The organism is Alteromonas sp. CI.11.F.A3, assembly GCF_032925565.1.
In the GTDB taxonomy this organism is placed as follows: domain Bacteria; phylum Pseudomonadota; class Gammaproteobacteria; order Enterobacterales; family Alteromonadaceae; genus Alteromonas.
Genome location: NZ_CP136708.1, coordinates 3374437 through 3392452, shown reverse-complemented (window position 1 = coordinate 3392452; position 18016 = coordinate 3374437). Strand labels below are relative to the sequence as shown.

Genomic DNA, 18016 nt, shown 5'->3' with positions numbered 1-18016 from the left:
TATATCTACTACTGAAGCATAAAAAAAGCCTCGTTTAAAACGAGGCTTTAAAGAAAAATACTGCAGGCAGAAAGAAGTAAGCGGGTATTTACGCCTTCTAGGTAGGCCTTAGCTTATACTGGCTTCTTCGCGCAGTTCCGCGTCTCGCATCTCTCCTTCCAACCGCTGACTTTCATCGGCGCGAGGTTTAGTAAATCGTGCTAATGCAAGATATAGCACTGGCGTTAGATATAAGGTAAAGACCACCGCAATACCTAGTCCACCAAACACAACCCAGCCAATCGCATTTCTCGCTTCAGCGCCTGCGCCTGTTGAAAGTATCAGTGGCAAGCCGCCAAGGATAGTGGACACCAATGTCATCATGATTGGGCGAAGACGCACGCGACCCGCTTCTATAATAGCATCGTAAACGCTATAGCCTTTGTCGCGTAATTGATCGGCAAACTCAATAAGTAAGATGGCATTTTTCGCCAATAGCCCTATTAACATTACCAAGCCAATTTGCGAGTAAATGTTAATGCTTGTACTGGTTAGGTACAGGGCATAAATAGCCGCAGCAATACCGAAAGGTACCGTTAACATAACCACAACGGCTGAATTCACACTTTCAAACTGCGCTGCTAATACTAGCAGTACAATGATAAACGCGAGTACGTAGGTGAGGGCGACTTGCTTAGACGTTTCTTCATAGGTTTGTGCTTCCCCTAGGAATACTAATCCCATGCCATCGGGTAGCGTTTCGTTGCCAAGTTCACGAATGCGGTCTACTACATCACTTAACGCTAAGTCTTCCGGCAAATCCATCTCGATATTAATTGCACGGCGCTGTGCTTGGCGTTCAAGTTCAGCGGCTACACCTTCTTCAGTAATAAATGCGACACTGGATAATGGCACTAGGTTGCCGGTACTGCTTTTCACATACAGATTAGTAAGGTCAGATGGGTTAATAGAATTTCTATTATTGGTTTGCAACATAATAGGAATGGCTTGGTCACCCACGTTTAAATCAGCAATATCATCACCGTTTACCGCAGCACGAAGGGCACTGGCAATATCAGGCAGTGGCACACCTAATTCCTCTGCACGACGTCTGTCAATATTAACTCGCATTTGAGGTTGCGTAGGGTCGTAGCTAATTTGCGGTCTACCTACTTCAGGTAAGGCATTTTCTATCTCGATAGCAAAAGCTAGCGCAGCTTTATGAATATTTTCATAAGTATCGCCAGTGAGTGCCAGTTCTAGACCACCACCTTGGCCACGTAAGTTAAGGCTGTTTCCGCCAAAGGCATTGCCCGGCGCACCTGGAATGGCTTGCAAGCCAGGGCGAATTTCACCCACGATATCTTGTAATGACTTGTCGCGATCATCCCAATGCTTAAGCGGAACCGTAATAAATACAATATTAGGATCCCATTGGCCCACCACCGTATAAATTGAGTCGATGGTGCCGTTTTCCACATAAGGGAATAGCATTTCTTCCATCTTCTCGGCCTGACGGTCCATGAAGTTCAAGCCTGCACCATCAGGTCCGCGGGCAAATATACGAATTGTGCCTCTATCTTCACTTGGCATTAACTCATTATCAATATTCTTTGCCAGCAAGTACGCACCACCGCCAGCCAATAAGCTTAGTATGCCTACCGCCCATGCGTATTTTAGCGCGAACACCAGTGACTTTTGATACAGGCGTAAACAGGCGTGACCGAAGCGGCCAAAGGTGGCATCGAAAAAGCCCGATTTGGTAGATTGCTTTTTTGACAGCCTCGCGGTAAGCGCAGGTACTAACGATAAAGCAACAAACGACGAAATAATGACTGCCCCAGCTAACACGCCGCCGAATTCTCTGAATAAGCGTCCTGCGGTAGATGGCAGGAATGCGATGGGTATAAACACCGAGGCTAATACTGCCGTGGTAGCAATAACCGCGAAGAATACTTCACGAGTACCAATAACCGCAGCTGCCCGAGGACCAAGTCCCATGGCTCTTCTGCGCTGAATATTTTCAGATACTACAATGGCGTCATCAACAATCATGCCTGTGGCAAGTACTAATGCCAGTAAGGTTAGAATGTTCACCGAAAAGCCCATGGCCCAAATAATACCTAGTGCGCCTGCTAGTGAGACCGGAATACTCAGGGCAGGCACAATAGTGGCGCGCCAAGAGCCAATAAACACGAGTAAGGTGAGAACAACTAACGCCACGGTAAGGCTCAGCGACACCACCACTTCTTTTACCGAATCTCGAATAAATTCAGCATCGTCAGATGTCACTACAATCTTCATATCCGTAAAGCGTTTGTCTAAGTCTTTCACCATAGAAAGCACTTCATCTGAAATTTCAATGGTGTTTGAACTGGCTTGGCGGATAACGCCTAAACCAATAACAGGGCGACCATCAAGGCGAACCATACTGCTGGAGTCGGCAGGACCAAAATACACACTGGCGACGTCGCTGATTCGTATATCACCTGAAACGACAATATTACCTACATCTTCAGCGCTGACTGATGTAGCATCTGCGCGAACAATTAAGGCTTGGTCGGAAGATTGAATGCTCCCTGCGGGCACATCGAAAGGGGCTAGCGATAATGCGCTGGCAATTTCGGCCATCGATAACCCAAAGCTGGTTAAACGAAGTGGGTCAACGGACACCCTAAGTACACGTTCTCTGTCGCCACTCATGCTGACATCGGCTACCCCTGGAATGCTCAAAAAAAGCGGAGCCACATCTGTATCAACACGCTCAGTTAAGGTTTCCATGTCTAGGGTGTCGCTTGAAATGGCAAGGCTTACCACCGCTTGCGCATCACTGTCTGCGCGAATAATCGCTAGTTCTTCTACGTTATCCGGTAGCTGTCGCTGAACGCGGCTCACCGACTCTCGGGTTTCGTTAGCGGCATCTTCTAAGTCAACGCCAGCGCGAAACTCTACCCTTATACGTGCTGAATTTTCTTCGCTTTGTGCGGAAATGTTTTTTACGCCACTAACACGAGCTACCGCACCTTCTAAGCGACTGGTAACCTCTGCATCTACGGTTTCCGGTGATGCACCAGGGTAAGTGGCAGTAACAGTAATTCTTGGCGTATCTACATCGGGAAGTTCTCGAACTTCTAGTGCACTTAGTGCCGATAAACCGGCAATTGCAATAAGTAAGTTAAGAACAACAATGAGTACCGGTCGTCGAATTGATAAGGAGGGAAGGTCATTGGTTACCGGCGCGTTACTCATTGGCGGGGCCCCCAACCAATTCCGTTGTAATCGCTTGTCCATTTCGAAGGCGTTGCACACCTTCAGCAATTAACGTGTCGCCTTCGCTAATGGCGCCAGACACTAAAATTGCGCCGCGCAAGCGTTGATGAACATTCACATCAACGCGTTTCGCTTTTCCAGACTCTGCAAGCCAAATGTATGCGCCAGTGGCACCCCATAATAATGCGGCTTCTGGAATGGCGGCATAGCGGTCGCCTTTAATGCTTAAATTCACTCGAAAGCTCATGCCAGGGCGAAATTTGTCTGCTGAGTTGTCTAACAGTGCGCGGGCTCGCAAGGTACGATCTGCTTCGTTAATGCGCGAATCAATTTGAGCAATTTCGGCTTTAATGGCCACTTCGCGATCGCTCCATGGCTCTAACGTCACATCCGGCGCATTCATCAGCACAGGTAATGCCGCTTCTGGGGCTTTGAAGTTAATGTAAAGCTTACTTCTATGGTCAAGCGTAGTAATTAACGTTTGCTCGTTTATTCTGTCGCCTACTTCGATGTCAGTAATGCCGACAACGCCGTCAAAAGGTGCTTTTATAAAACGGTCATCTAAGTCGACAATAGCCTCTTCCAAAGCCACTTCGGCTAGGTCACGCTGGGTGCGTGCAAGGTCAAGTTCACTGATAGGCACTGCGCCTTGGGCATGGCTAGTGATAAGTCTATCAAGCGTACGCTGTGCATCCTTTAATGTTAGCTCAGCACGCTTAACGGCATTCTTCTGGCGACGATTATCTAGCTTTACTAAAACTTTTCCAGCTTCAACAAGTTGGCCAGGAACAAAATTGACTTCGATGACTTCATCGGCAACGGCGGGGTAAAGTGCAATGGAGCGAAGTGCCTCGGCACTGCCCACAGCTTCCACTTTTCGGGTTTCATACATGAAAGAGACAGGCTCAGTCACAACTAACTTAGCCTGTTTGTCACCCATAAATTGGCTGTAAGCCGGTACACTTGTAAGTGCCAATACTACACAGCACGCCGATACCCTCGCGTATCGGGAGATCATATTTGTCATTTTTTTTCCGAAATCTTTTAGTTTTATATTTTTCTAATAACGATAATTAGTGACTGTTTTCGCGTTCTTTTTTTTGCCACTTAACCCAAGCAAAATTCTAGTGTTATAGCACCATAGGCAGCTTAGCTAAGCAATTGCAGTTCAGCGTATTCCCTGTACAGGGTATCGCTTTTCATTAATTGTGCATGCGTTCCGATACTGACAATTTTGCCTTTATCCATTACCACAATGCGATCAGCATGCTGAACGGTGGCAAGGCGATGTGCGATAACAATACTGGTCTTGCCTTCCATTAAACGATTCATTGCCTGTTGGACCATACGTTCACTCATAGCATCTAGCGCACTTGTTGCTTCATCTAAAAGTAAGATAGGGCGATTTGCCAATATTGCACGGGCTATGGCGATACGTTGCTTCTGCCCGCCAGAAAGCTTGATGCCACGCTCACCCAACTGAGTGTGATAGCGATTTTCTAGATTATCGATAAATTCATGGGCGAAAGCTTTTTTGGCCGCACTAATGACTTCATCGTCACTTGCCTTGGGGCTGCCGTAGCGAATATTTTCCATTACGCTACTGGCGAATACCACAGGCTCTTGGGTAACAATAGCGATATGTTGGCGCAAGCAGCGTAGCGGCATGCCCATAATGGGCGTGTCATCAAACGTAATTTCACCGTTAGTTGGGTCGTAAAAACGCATAAGTAATTGGAATAGCGATGACTTTCCTGCACCACTTGCCCCTACCAAAGCAAGGTTCTCACCGGCTTTAATATTTAAGTTTAGATGGTTAAATAATGGCTTAGTACCAGGATAGCCAAAGCTCATATCTTTAAACACAATAGCAGGCGCTACCTGAGGTATTTGCGATGAAGCTGAATGTTCAGACAGCGAAGTCACGTCTGATGTTGCATTCAGTAGCTGATAAAGGCGTTCACTAGCGCCTACGCCTCGCTGCACTTCACCAATCACTTCACTCACAGTAGCAATACTGCCACCTGCCATCACTGCATAAAATAGAAAGGCGGATAATTCCCCTACGGTCATTTGGCCTTCTAATACTTGGCGTGCGCCTACCCACGCAATAAATATTATCGCTGTCATGCTTAAGCACATAATGCAGCCAATCAATAAAGATCGATAATGGATGCGGTGTTTAGCTGCATCCATCGCCGACTCAACTCTTGATGAAAAGTGAGCGCGTTCTTTGTCTTCTGCGGTATACGCTTGAACCGTCATAATTTCATGCAGGCTTTCATCTATGTGAGAACCTAAATCTGCCACCTTATCTTGGCTGATTTTAGCGAACTTGCGTACTTGTGGTGCCAAAACTTTTATGGGTACGAGTACAGCAGGTACAGCGATGATGACGCAAAAAGTAAGTAGGGGGCTAGATATACCCATCAATACTAACGCGCCAATAAATGTTACTACCGAGCGAAGCGTCATAGAAAGACTCATGCCTACCACGGTTTGAATTACCGTAGTGTCGCTAGTGAAGCGTGAAATAACCTCACCGGTTCTAAGCTCTGCAAAAAATGAAGGGGGAAGTGAGAGCAAATGAGAGTAAACCTGATTTCTAATATCGGCACTGACTCTCTCGCCTAACCATGTCATCAAATAAAAGCGGGCATAGGTCGCAATGCAGGCAATTAGCGTTATTACCAGTACAATAACCGTGGCCTGGTTTAAGGTTTCAGAAGCGCTTTCTACAAAGCCGCTATCGATAGCGTATTTAATGCCTTGTCCTAACATTAACCATGCTATAGCGGCAGTAAACAAGGCGGTAATGGCCCCAGCGACACGTTTTTTGTATTGGCTTAAGTGTGAACCTATCCACTGCAGTACTTGTTTTGTTGACACTTCATTTAACGGTGTTGCCAAAATAACCTCTTTTAAATTTTCAACAGGGTAAAGCGACGTTACGGAAAACCGTATTTAATTTGCGCTACCGATGCGTTCGAACAGAAGCCGAGAACAATTAATCGTTATGACTATACGCTGAATTAGGAAAAGTTGATTTATTCATGCGACTACAGTTGCAGTAAATCAGGTGGGTGGAGCCTTACTCGCTCTGATGTGTGCCTGACTTACGCAAGCCGGATTAAAAATTTGTAAGAGAAGCCGGAAGTTGCAAAGAAATAGCAAAAAAGAAAAGATTTTAGAAAAGAAAAACCAAAAGTAGAAAACGGCTGGGTTCAAAGTAAAAAACAAAGGTCTGGGGTTCCAATTATAACCTGGAACCCCGACGTACCTAAATGTAATCAAGCGCTTTAAAGAGCAAAGCTTAGCAACTTTAAGCGCTTAGCTTTGACTAGCAATAAGGGCTTGTTCGATGTCAGCTACAATATCGTCAATATGTTCAATACCTACCGAAATACGAACCATATCTTCACTCACCCCAGCAGATGCAAGTTCTTCAGCGTTTAATTGTCGGTGCGTTGTACTAGCAGGATGACACGCTAAAGACTTAGCATCTCCAATATTTACTAAGCGTAATATAAGCTGAAGGGCATCGATAAATTTAGCGCCCGCTGGTAATCCACCCTTAATACCAAAGCTGATAATGCCAGCGGCTTTACCGCCACAAATGCGTTGGCAGGTGTCGAAGTGCTCACTATCAGGCAGAGCCGCATAGTTAACCCAATTCACGGAAGGGTGCTTTTCAAGAAACGCAGCCACTTTTTCTGCGTTTTCGCAGTGGCGCTCCATCCGTAACGATAAGGTTTCTAACCCTTGCATAATATTAAACGCACTTTGTGCTGAAAGTGCAGCTCCTGTGTTACGCAAAGGTACTACGCGGCAACGGCCAATATACGCGGCTGGACCAAGGGCTTCTGTGTAGGTAACACCGTGGTAACTTGGATCGGGAGTGGTTAGCATACTGAATCTTTCTGACTGGGCAGCCCAATCAAAGTTTCCTGAATCAACAATAATGCCGCCCACGGTAGTACCGTGACCGCCGATATATTTGGTTAACGAGTGGATAGCGATGTCGGCACCATGATCGAACACCTTGCAAAGAATAGGGGTGGCAACCGTGTTATCAACAATTAACGGCACGCCTGCGGCATGTGCAATATCGGCCCAACGTTTAATATCAACAACGTTTCCTGCAGGGTTGCCAATAGACTCGCAAAATACGGCTTTGGTATTTTCATCGATAGCGGCAGCAAGGCCGTCGAAGTCATTTGCTTGTACGAAGGTAGTTTGGATACCCTGGCGAGGAAAAGTATGCGCAAAAAGGTTATAGGTGCCGCCGTATAACTGCCCAACACTCACAATATTGCTACCGACTTCTGCGATAGCTTCAATTGCATAGCGAATAGCGGCCATGCCGGAGGCTACCGCTAATGCCCCAACACCACCTTCTAATTCAGTTAAACGCTGCTCTAACACTGCATTGGTGGGGTTCATTATTCTACTGTAGATATACCCCGGCACCTTAAGGTCGAACAAATCAGCGCCATGTTGCGTATTATCAAAGGTGAATGATGTTGTTTGATAGATAGGTGTAGTTGCTGCTTTAGTCGTTTCTTCGCTAGTATAGCCTGCGTGTAATGCAATGGTTTCTGGTTTCATTGAACATACCTTAAAATTTAATTTATGCTTTGTACGTTTAGGTGTTTAGATGGTTAGACGTCTATAAGGCTTTTGTTTAAGGTAATCCAAAAATCTTCACTTGTGAAGTATTAAAAAGTTATTTGTTAATTAAATGTAGGAGAGTGTTTTGGAAAAGCCAGTGCGACAGCCCAGACAACAAGTAACACAGCAGAGTAGTAAATCTATTCTCTACTACGTACATGACCCCATGTGCAGTTGGTGCTGGGCGTTTGTACCAGTATGGAACACGATAAAACAAAACCTGCCAAACCACATAGAGGTGCAATATGTATTAGGCGGGTTAGCGCCTGATTCTAACGAACCCATGCCAAGTGCTATGCAAGCTGCAATCAGCGGATATTGGAAAACCATCATGCAGCGGGTGCCGGGTACCATATTCAACTTTGATTTTTGGGAAAAATGCGAGCCACGACGCTCAACTTATCCGTCATGCCGTGCGGTGATTGCTGCTAGAAAACAAGATGCCAGTAAAGAAGAGACGATGATCGAAGCGATACAAGAAGGGTACTATCTTCACGCTATGAATCCGTCTAATGATACTACGTTGATTGAACTGGCCAGCGAGTTAGGATTAAACCCAGAGCAATTCGAAAAAGAGTTAAACAGCGCAGAAACCCAACAAACACTGATGGAAGAAATAAGCATGGGGCAAGCTATTGGCGCCCAGGGTTTTCCCAGCTTAATATTAAAAAATGAATCAGGTTATCGATTTATTGCCCTGGATTATAACGATGCGAATGTGACCTTGGCTCAGTTAGGTTGATAAACTACAGCTATAAAATTCTCTTATGACATGGGTCAACTTGGGCCCATGTCGCAACACTGTTTACGTATTTTTAGCGGCTACTATAAAAAACACTATTCACTAATATTCACTTTTTTCATCTCACTAGACATTACAGAACGCCCGTTTTACTCTCATTATTCTTCCTGTGTCTATTCAAGTCTTAAATGATAATAAATAAGAGAAAATTCATGATTAAAAGAATTAAATTCAACACCCTGTTTGTTGGCATGGTATTCATGTTTAGCCAAACCAGTATGGCTGATACTGCCACCGAGCAGAAAATTACAAAGCACATTAATGATAACCTCACCCAATCCCAAGCGCTGTTAGAAAAAACCGTGAATATCAATAGTGGCACCATGAATTTCGACGGAGTCAAAAAAGTAGGGGCTATTTATCAAGCCGAGTTCGATGCAATGGGGTTTGATACCCAGTGGGTTGATGGAAGTGAATTTAATCGTGCTGGGCACTTAGTGGCTAGCTATGGAAATTCAGGGCCAAAGATTCTGATGATAGGCCATTTAGATACGGTGTTTGCCAAAGATGATGCATTCCAAAACTACAGCGTAGTTGATGACACCCATATTGCTGGGCCTGGCATCACCGATATGAAAGGCGGTGATGTGATTATTATTGCGGCACTGCAAGCGCTGAAAGCCTTAGATTTGCTTGATAAAATCAGTATTAAAGTAGTGATGACAGGCGATGAAGAAAGTAGCGGCCGCCCACTTTCACTATCTAAGAAAGCCTTGGTTGATGCAGCAATATGGGCCGATATCGCGCTGGGGTTTGAAGATGCAGATGGCGATATTAAAACAGCGGTGGTCGCACGACGTGGTTCAATAGGGTGGCAGTTAGATGTAACAGGCAAGCCTGCGCATTCATCACAAATATTCACCGACAATGTGGGCTACGGCGCTATTTTTGAAACGGCTCGTATTTTAAATAGTTTTCGCGAACAGTTAGCGGGCGTTGGTAATATTACCTTCAACCCTGGGTTAATAGCGGGTGGTACTGAAGTTGAAGTACAGCCAGAGAATTCTATTGTACAAGGCTTTGGTAAAACCAATGTGGTGGCAAAAGAAGTGACCGTGAAAGGCGGCATTCGAACATTAACCGCTGACGAGTTGGCAAAAGCTAAAAAGGTTATGCAGGAAGTGGCTTCGAATAACCTAGCGCATACCTCTGCGACATTAACCTTTGCCGATGGGTATCCGCCAATGGCACCTACCGATGAAAACTATGCACTGTTAAAGATGTATAGCGATGTAAGTAAATCTTTAGGTTATGGCCCTGTAGCGCCGGTTAATCCAAGAAACGCTGGTGCCGCAGATATTTCATTTGCTGCAGATCATGTAGACATGGCCATTGATGGCCTAGGCTTAATGGGCGATGGAGGACATACAAAAGATGAAGTGGCCGACATGTCTACCTTTGCGCAAAACATGCATAAAGCGGCTATTTTACTCTATCGTTTAGGAGAAGCTCAGGCCTTATAAGCAAGCGAAAATTTTACTCCTTCCACACTAATAGCCAATAAATAATAAATAGGGATGCATAATCCCTATTTAACCCGCATTTATACTTGCATTCACAGCCCATATCCGTATAATTCGGCGGCCTTCTCTTAGGCGCTCAATTTATAGGCGTCGAAAGAAGGCTTAAGTTAACGGTAACGCTACAACGAGTTTGAGGCATTTATGGTTACTATTCGTTTACAGCGTGGTGGCGCGAAAAAGCGTCCATTTTATCAACTAGTGGTGGCTGATAGCCGTCGTGCAAGAAACGGTCGTTTTATTGAAAACGTTGGTTTCTTCAACCCAACAGCACAAGGTCAAGCAGAGCGTTTACGCGTTGACCTAGAACGTGTTGATTACTGGGTTGGTGTTGGCGCGAGCTTATCTGAGCGCGTAACTAGCTTGGTAAAAGAAGCTAAAAAATCTGCAGCGTAAGCTGCAATTAACTGGTGAGTATAGATGAGTTTAGCGTCTGACATTGTGGTTGTTGGCAAAATCGGTGCACCTTACGGTGTAAAAGGTTGGGTCAAAATCAACAGCTATACACAAACACCAGAAGGTATTTTTGAGTACTTGCCTTGGTTCCTTGGCGAAAAAAACGAATACCAAATTGACCAATGGCGAACGCATGGTAAAGGCCTGGTAGCAAAGATTGTTGGTGTGGATAACCGAGATGATGCAGAACGCATCAAAAACTTGGATATAAACATTAGCGCTTCGCAACTTCCCGATTTAGGGGACGATGGCATTTATTGGCGCGAGCTCACTGGCATGAAAGTGGTAACTACGCAAGGTTACGACTTAGGTGTGGTGAAAGAAGTATTTAATACAGGTGCCAATGACGTGGTTCACGTTAAAGCTAATGTAGGCGATGCTTTTGGTCAAAAAGAAAGATTAATACCTTTTGTGTTCGACGACGTTGTACAAGAGGTTGATCGGGAAGCGAAGGTCATTAAAGTTGACTGGGATCCGGGGTTTTAAGTGACTCCGGAAAAATGGTTCGGGGTGGTTAGCCTGTTTCCAGATATGTTCGCGCCATTTACCCAACAGGGTGTAATCGGCAGGGCTGTTAAGTCTGGAAAATTATCGGTTGATACCTTTAACCCCCGCGACTTTACCCATGACCGCCATCGCACAGTTGACGATCGCCCCTATGGTGGCGGACCCGGCATGCTGATGATGGTTAAACCGCTTACCGACGCAATACAAGCTGCCAAGAAAGTTGGTGGCGAAAACAGTAGCGTGATCTACTTATCACCCCAAGGGAAACCCCTTGACCAAGCAGGCGTTCAACGTCTTGCTGGAATTGACCGTACGATTTTAATCTGTGGTCGATATGAAGGAATTGATGAGCGCGTAATCGAAAGCCATGTAGATGAAGAAGTCTCCATTGGTGATTACGTTCTAAGTGGCGGTGAACTGCCGGCAATGGTCTTAATGGACGCAGTTGCTAGATTAGTTCCCGGCGTGTTGGGGCATAAAGCTTCAGCAGTTGAAGATTCCTTTACCGATGGTCTTCTGGATTGTCCGCATTATACGCGGCCAGAAGTACTAGATGGTCAATCGGTACCTGACGTGTTGTTAAGTGGTGATCATGAAAAAATTAGGCAGTGGCGATTAATGCAGTCTTTGGGTAGAACCTTACTGCGTCGCCCTGATTTGTTAAATCACCTAGCTCTGACTGAGGAGCAGCAGCGGTTATTGGAAATATTCCAAACGCAGTTGCAGCGAGATGACAGTTAACTAGGACGAGAGGATATGATGAGCAAAGTCAGTCAAGATATCATCAAGAAAATTGAGCAAGCACAGCTTAAATCTGATGTTCCAGGGTTTGGCCCGGGTGACACAGTAGTTGTTAAAGTTCGCGTTACCGAAGGTGACAAAGAGCGTCTTCAGGCTTATGAAGGTGTTGTTATCGCTAAGCGTAACCGTGGTCTGCACTCGTCTTTTACCGTACGTAAGATTTCTAGCGGCGAAGGCGTTGAGCGTGTGTTCCAAACACACAGCCCGGCTATCTCTTCAATTGAAGTTAAACGCCGCGGTGCGGTTCGTCGTGCTAAGCTTTACTATCTTCGTGAACGTTCAGGTAAATCTGCACGTATCAAAGAAAAGCTTAACTAAGATTACTAATCCTTGCGTTATTGTTAACTTCGAAAGAGCCCGCTTATTAGCGGGCTTTTTTGTGGACGAAGAACATGTCCTTGGGGTTTATGACACGCCGTAAACCCGTCCATGGGGGCTCTGCCAGCGCGTCCTGCGCTGGAAGGTCATAAACCCCAAGGACATATTCTTCCCACGGCATTGAGTATGGAGAGGGATGTGGTGTTGGGCTCCCTGACTCGCCGTAAACCCATCCATGGGGGCTTCGCTACAGCATCCATGCTGTAGAGAGTTTCAGAGGCGCACAAAGCCCTTCCTTCTGAACAGCCGGATAAGGCTCACCGTTGAATATTAATATTAGTCGCCAGTAGAAGCCCACGTGAAACGCGGCGTGAATTCATCTATGGAGTTTTCGCAATAGCTCCATGCTGTGGAAGGCTTCTGATGGGGGCGACTCCCTCTCCTATAAACGCTGACCCGTACCATGAAGTAATGCGGCATAAACCCATCCATAGGGGCTCTGCCAGCGCGTCCTGCGCTGGAAGGTCATCAGCACCTACACCGCATCCCTCCGGTCGCACTTCACAGCCATGTTAGGTGAGTTGAAGGAAGATGCCGATGACTCGGCGTAAACCCATCCGTGGGGGGGCTCTGCCAGCGCGTCCTGCGCTGGAAGGTCATCAGCACCTACACCGCATCCCTCCGCGCTGGCATAATTGCTCAATGCGTCTTTGCGATATAATATGTTCAAAATAATTAATTAAAACAATGAGTGGCCATATGCTGTCGCGTTATTTCTGGGTATTAATGGTGTTAGCCTTCAGTGCCATAGCTAATGCTAACGTTGAATTCAAAATACCTAGAAGTACAGTTGTAGAACTTCAAGATAAAAACACTGACCGTACTTACCCCATTTTTATCAAGTTGCCGAAAAGCTACCGAGCTAATACGACAGCATCTTACCCAGTGATTTATTTGTTGGACGGCTCTTATGCATTTCAGGTTGTGTCAGGAGTAACACGATTTCCTATGAACAGTGGTGTAATGGAGCAGGCAATTATAGTAGCCATATCCTACTCGAAAGGGTCTAAGGGGGCCGCAAGTCGTGTTCGTGACTATACCCCTTACCTTGATGAAGACTGGAAGCTTGAAACTGGCAAAGCAGCGCATCATGCTGACTTTATTAATGACACAGTATTTACCTATATTTCGAATAACTATCGCGTGGAGGGAATGCCTAAAACGTTAGTCGGAAATTCCTTAGGCGGGCTATTTAGTGCTTATGTGCTTTTTACTCGCCCAAATATGTTTAGTAGTTACATTATTGGTAGCCCATCGGTGTGGTTTCGCGACAATGCTATTTTGTCTGAAGCAATTGTACCCGCCAAAACACCTGTAAACGTTTATCTTGCAGTGGGAGCGTTAGAGCGCCCTGAATATGGTGAAAGGGAAGATATGGTTGAAGGTGCACAACAGCTGGCTCAAAAAATAACGCAACAGAGTAAGCGGCACATAAATCTCAAGTTTAAACTCATTGATGAGGCCACCCACGCTACTGCATTTCCCACTACCGCCATACAGGGGTTAGATTGGCTCTATGGTAGTCGTCAGCAACAGTAACGCAACCTGTGTCGTCTAGCGGTTATTCGTCCTCGTTAATTTCAGGCTCGCTGATTGAACTATTAATCCATTGTTTCAACGGTACAAGCCATTCGTCTACGGGGCGATAAAACGCGCCGTGCTCTTTGCCAGTTGAAATGGCTATCTCTTTGAATTCTTTAAGCATAGGGCTGCGTGCTTCTAACAGGTTGCACGAGCCAACATCATCAGAGGTTTCATAAATTGAAAGCACGCGGCCGTATAACTGAATATCGCGTTTTCGATTAATTAATCCTGCACAGCCCGCTAAAATCACGACATTGACCTTAGCGTTTTTTAACTCGTTTACCGCCAATATAGTAATAGCGCCACCGCGGGAAAAGCCGGTAAGGGTAATGTTTTCTGGTGGTACACCAAAAGTGATAAGTTGTTTAACTTCTCCGGTAAGGCGTTTAGCGCAGTCGATTGGGCTTACGCCCTTTGGTCTGTGGTGTGCTATTAAAGTATAGCTAGCGTCATCAAGTGCTTTTTGAATACTCGGAAAATTATATACCCCCCACCGAGGGTGTATGGGTGTTGGGTCGTCACCTTCTACGATATAACCATGGGAATAGAAAACGTAGTGTTCGGCAGCGTTTATTTTACTGGGAAAAGTATAATCGCGTTGTGCGGCGCAGGCGGTAGCACTTGTAATAACAAATAATAAAATAAGTATAAATTTCATGTAAAAGATAGGTTTGCATGTGTGAAAAAAATAATACTGCCACGAAATTTGTAAATTAACGATCTGTACTCGACTATTTTCAGAATAAAACTCAAGACACATACGCAAGTGAGACAAGGATGACGGCGGATTACTTTTTATTTTTAGGTCTATTTGGTGTGGCGTTTTTTGCGGTATCGGGCGCACTAATGGGGCATGAAAAAAGTATCAATGGCTTTGGCGTGGTTGTAGTGGCCTGTGTCACTGCCTTAGGCGGAGGAACCATTAGAGATTTATTGCTTACCCAACCTATTTTTTGGGTGGAAACGCCTTCTTATTTATATTCTGCCTATGGCGCAGTAGTACTCACTGTTTTATCCATACGTTATCTACCTCCACTATCTAACTATTACTTTATTTTGATGGATGCAGCAGGGCTTGCCATCTTTAACATCATGGGCATGGAAAAAGCGCTGATAGAAGGCACAGGTATGATAGTGGCACTAACTATGGGCATGACCACAGGGATATTTGGCGGTTTACTAAGGGATGTCATCTGTCGAGAGGTTCCATTGGTAATGCGTGGCGACCTTTATGCTACAGCATGTCTTTCTGGAGGCTTGGCATATGCCGCCTTGTTTACGTTAGATGCGCCCTATGCATGGTGTATTTTGGGCTCATTACTAACAACCGTGTTTATTCGTCTAGGTTCGCTACATTGGGGCTGGAAACCTAACATATTTAAGAAGGGCTACACGCCGAAAAGCTAACACTCACCTTTGGTTGAAAAGTAAACTAAATAGGCGTGAACTTAACCAATCGTCATATGAAAATCGTTTTTCTTTAACTTAAAGCAAAGTATTATACGTTAATGCTTGCTTGCTTATTCGTTTGTTGTTAAAAAGTCAATGACGTTAAAGAAAATTAGAAAATGCCTGTTGTACATATAAGTTTACACGCGAAAATATAACTCTTTTGACGTTTCATTTTTTCCGTTTTTTAGTAGTTAAGAGAGCCCCATGATCAAGGACACTGTAAATAATATCCACGTAAGTGCAGAAGATGTACTTATTACGCCAGAAGCATTAAGTGCTGAGTTGCCTGCCTCAGAAAAAGCACTTGCTGCCATTTCAGATTCTCGCAAAATTGTTTCTGATATCATTCACCGCCGCGACCATCGTATGTTGGTAGTATGCGGGCCATGCTCTATCCACGATGTGGAAGCAGCTAAAGAATACGCGCTTAAGTTAAAAGAGCTGCACGAATCGTGCAAAGATACCTTATTCATTGTGATGCGTGTTTACTTTGAAAAGCCGCGCACCACCACCGGTTGGAAGGGGTTAATTAACGACCCTCATATTAACGACACATTTGATATTGAAGCTGGCCTGCGTAAAGCCCGTGAACTACTAATTTGGTTGGCCGAACTCGAACTTCCGGTAGCGACTGAAGCGCTAGATCCAATTAGTCCTCAGTACTTAGCAGAACTATTCAGCTGGTCCGCAATTGGTGCTCGTACTTCTGAGTCACAAACTCACCGTGAAATGGCCAGCGGCCTTTCAATGCCTGTAGGCTTTAAAAATGGTACTGATGGCAGCTTAGACATAGCCCTAAATGCACTTAAGTCAGCAGCATCAGGTCATCGCTTCATGGGTATTAATAAGCAAGGTCAAGTGAGTGTTATTGCCACCAGTGGTAATCCTGATGGCCATATTATTCTACGTGGCGGCAAACAACCAAATTACGATTCGGTGTGTGTATCTGAGTGTGAAGTTGAAATGCAAGAAGCAGGGCTAACAGCAGGTTTAGTGGTCGATTGTAGCCATGCTAATTCTTCAAAAGACTACCGTCGTCAGCCATTGGTTGCACAAAACGTAGTAAATCAAATACTAGAAGGTAACCAGTCTATTATTGGCGTGATGTTAGAAAGCCACTTAAAGGCCGGTAACCAAAAGTCTGATGGTAAAAAGCTAAGCGAAATGGAATACGGTGTGTCTATAACCGACGGCTGTATTGACTGGGAAACAACAGAATCGCTTATTGCCCAAACCAGAGATAAATTAATAACTGTGCTACCCTTACGTCAAAATAAGCGCACCGATGTTGCCTAAACGGTAAGGTAGCCAGTGCCATTTGATTTGAGGGACATACTAAATGGCCGATTTTTCGCATTCGCAGCAATTAGATACGCTGCGTGAAGGAATAGACGAGCTGGATACCCAGCTCGTTGAACTTCTCGCTAAACGTAATGCACTCACTACAAAAGTGGGTCAGGTAAAAGCCGAAGCTGGCATGCCTGTATACGTACCTTCTAGAGAAAAAGAACTCATTGCTTCACGACGAGCGCAGGCCGAAGCGGTAGGCGTTTCTCCTGATCTTACAGAAGATTTACTTCGTCGCATCATGCGCGAGTCATATCATACGCAAAATAATCGATACCTAGGGGTTAATGCTGACGCTGGTACCATTGTGGTCATTGGTGGAGCAGGTGCATTAGGTAAAATATTCGTAAGCTTGTTCGAGCGAAGCGGTTACTCTGTTTCTGTAGTAGAGAGAGAAGACTGGGAACGTGGCCACGCAGCGGACGTGCTTTCAACCGCGGCATTAGCTGTGGTAGCGGTGCCTATTAACCTTACTGAACAGGTGATAGGTCAGCTCTCTATGCTACCCGAAAGCTGTATTCTAGCTGATATCACGAGTATTAAGGTTAAGCCGATTGAAGCCATGATGGCAGTGCATAAGGGGCCCGTCGTTGGCTTGCACCCTATGTTTGGTCCTGATGCACCAGGTATGATCAAGCAAGTCGTGGTGGTGTGTGAGGGGCGTAATGAGAGCGCTTATGGCTGGCTTATCGATCAAATGCGAATTTGGGGGGCAACTATTCACAACAGTACCGCCGAAGAGCATGATAAATCCATGGCTTATATTCAGGTAATGCGCCACTTCAACACCTTCGTGTATGGTGAGCATTTGCGTGGAGAAAATCCAGATCTTGAATCCCTCACCATGTTTAGCTCGCCTATCTATCGGTTAGAGTTAGCAATGGTTGGGCGATTGTTCGCACAAGCCCCCGAGTTGTATGCCGATATTATTTTCAATAACCCCGAAAACTTTGCCTTGCTCCGCCGTTTCTATGACCGTTTCGGCCTAGCCTTAAACGTGTTGGAAAAGGGTGATAAAAAAGCGTTCATTAAACAGTTTCTCACCATAGGGAACTGGTTTGGCAGCTATGCAAAAACATGCCTAGTTGATAGTAAACAACTGTTATTGAAAGCTGACGATGGCAAATTACTAAGAAAGCCTTGATTCGCAAAAACGTTTAAAAGTAGTTGATTTGAAGGTGTAGCCATTTTTAAAAGAGATATTTTGATTTAAACGTGAACGTTACTGGTAAGCAAAAATCTAGACTAT

15 protein-coding genes are annotated in these 18016 nt (G+C 45.2%); 10 read left to right on the top strand and 5 right to left on the bottom strand.

Annotated features, from left to right (window positions below; translation table 11 throughout):
- Window positions 1–108: 108 nt before the first annotated feature.
- The 4 genes from R1T43_RS14675 to R1T43_RS14660 all read right to left on the bottom strand — a co-directional run bounded on the left by R1T43_RS14675 (window position 109) and on the right by R1T43_RS14660 (window position 7857).
- On the bottom strand, window positions 109–3228 hold the full coding sequence (locus tag R1T43_RS14675) for an efflux RND transporter permease subunit (protein ID WP_317350153.1): 3120 nt from the start codon (window positions 3226–3228) through the stop codon (window positions 109–111).
- Window positions 3221–4267, bottom strand: coding sequence for an efflux RND transporter periplasmic adaptor subunit (locus R1T43_RS14670; protein ID WP_410549023.1), 1047 nt, complete (start codon window positions 4265–4267; stop codon window positions 3221–3223). Before R1T43_RS14670 ends, R1T43_RS14675 begins: the two co-directional genes overlap by 8 nt.
- A gap of 131 nt (window positions 4268–4398) precedes the next feature.
- Window positions 4399–6159, bottom strand: coding sequence for an ABC transporter transmembrane domain-containing protein (locus tag R1T43_RS14665; protein WP_317350150.1), 1761 nt, complete (start codon window positions 6157–6159; stop codon window positions 4399–4401).
- Window positions 6160–6579: 420 nt separating this feature from the next.
- Window positions 6580–7857 carry an O-acetylhomoserine aminocarboxypropyltransferase/cysteine synthase family protein gene (locus R1T43_RS14660; protein ID WP_317350149.1) on the bottom strand — a complete coding sequence of 426 codons (1278 nt, stop codon included), beginning with the start codon at window positions 7855–7857 and terminating at the stop codon, window positions 6580–6582.
- Between the two features lie 148 nt (window positions 7858–8005).
- Between R1T43_RS14660 and R1T43_RS14655 the strand changes: the two genes are divergently transcribed.
- From R1T43_RS14655 to R1T43_RS14625, 7 genes are all read left to right on the top strand, one after another.
- Complete coding sequence (locus R1T43_RS14655) at window positions 8006–8662, top strand: DsbA family protein (protein ID WP_317350147.1); 657 nt, start codon at window positions 8006–8008, stop codon at window positions 8660–8662.
- A gap of 212 nt (window positions 8663–8874) precedes the next feature.
- Window positions 8875–10185: a M20/M25/M40 family metallo-hydrolase gene (locus tag R1T43_RS14650; RefSeq protein ID WP_410548978.1), complete on the top strand. Its 1311-nt coding sequence runs from the start codon at window positions 8875–8877 to the stop codon at window positions 10183–10185.
- 201 nt (window positions 10186–10386) lie between these two features.
- A complete protein-coding gene (rpsP, locus tag R1T43_RS14645; RefSeq protein WP_013784900.1) occupies window positions 10387–10638 on the top strand; it encodes a 30S ribosomal protein S16 in 252 nt (83 codons plus the stop codon).
- A 24-nt stretch (window positions 10639–10662) separates the two neighbouring features.
- The gene (rimM, locus tag R1T43_RS14640; protein ID WP_317350144.1) at window positions 10663–11184 is read left to right on the top strand and encodes a ribosome maturation factor RimM; all 522 of its coding nucleotides are present in this window, start codon (window positions 10663–10665) and stop codon (window positions 11182–11184) included.
- On the top strand, window positions 11185–11946 hold the full coding sequence (gene trmD, locus R1T43_RS14635; RefSeq protein ID WP_082819710.1) for a tRNA (guanosine(37)-N1)-methyltransferase TrmD: 762 nt from the start codon (window positions 11185–11187) through the stop codon (window positions 11944–11946). It abuts the gene before it with no gap.
- Between the two features lie 18 nt (window positions 11947–11964).
- On the top strand, window positions 11965–12324 hold the full coding sequence (rplS, locus tag R1T43_RS14630) for a 50S ribosomal protein L19 (RefSeq protein WP_013784897.1): 360 nt from the start codon (window positions 11965–11967) through the stop codon (window positions 12322–12324).
- A 759-nt stretch (window positions 12325–13083) separates the two neighbouring features.
- A complete protein-coding gene (locus R1T43_RS14625) occupies window positions 13084–13923 on the top strand; it encodes an alpha/beta hydrolase (RefSeq protein WP_317350140.1) in 840 nt (279 codons plus the stop codon).
- Between the two features lie 22 nt (window positions 13924–13945).
- Here R1T43_RS14625 and R1T43_RS14620 read toward each other — a convergent pair whose 3' ends face one another.
- Window positions 13946–14626 carry an alpha/beta hydrolase gene (locus R1T43_RS14620; RefSeq protein WP_317350138.1) on the bottom strand — a complete coding sequence of 227 codons (681 nt, stop codon included), beginning with the start codon at window positions 14624–14626 and terminating at the stop codon, window positions 13946–13948.
- 119 nt (window positions 14627–14745) lie between these two features.
- Here R1T43_RS14620 and R1T43_RS14615 point away from each other — a divergent pair, with 119 nt between their 5' ends.
- The 3 genes from R1T43_RS14615 to tyrA all read left to right on the top strand — a co-directional run bounded on the left by R1T43_RS14615 (window position 14746) and on the right by tyrA (window position 17911).
- Window positions 14746–15375 carry a trimeric intracellular cation channel family protein gene (locus R1T43_RS14615; protein WP_211069642.1) on the top strand — a complete coding sequence of 210 codons (630 nt, stop codon included), beginning with the start codon at window positions 14746–14748 and terminating at the stop codon, window positions 15373–15375.
- Window positions 15376–15624: 249 nt separating this feature from the next.
- The gene (locus R1T43_RS14610) at window positions 15625–16716 is read left to right on the top strand and encodes a 3-deoxy-7-phosphoheptulonate synthase (protein WP_211069641.1); all 1092 of its coding nucleotides are present in this window, start codon (window positions 15625–15627) and stop codon (window positions 16714–16716) included.
- A 43-nt stretch (window positions 16717–16759) separates the two neighbouring features.
- On the top strand, window positions 16760–17911 hold the full coding sequence (gene tyrA / locus R1T43_RS14605) for a bifunctional chorismate mutase/prephenate dehydrogenase (RefSeq protein WP_317350137.1): 1152 nt from the start codon (window positions 16760–16762) through the stop codon (window positions 17909–17911).
- The last annotated feature ends 105 nt before the right edge of the window (window positions 17912–18016 follow it).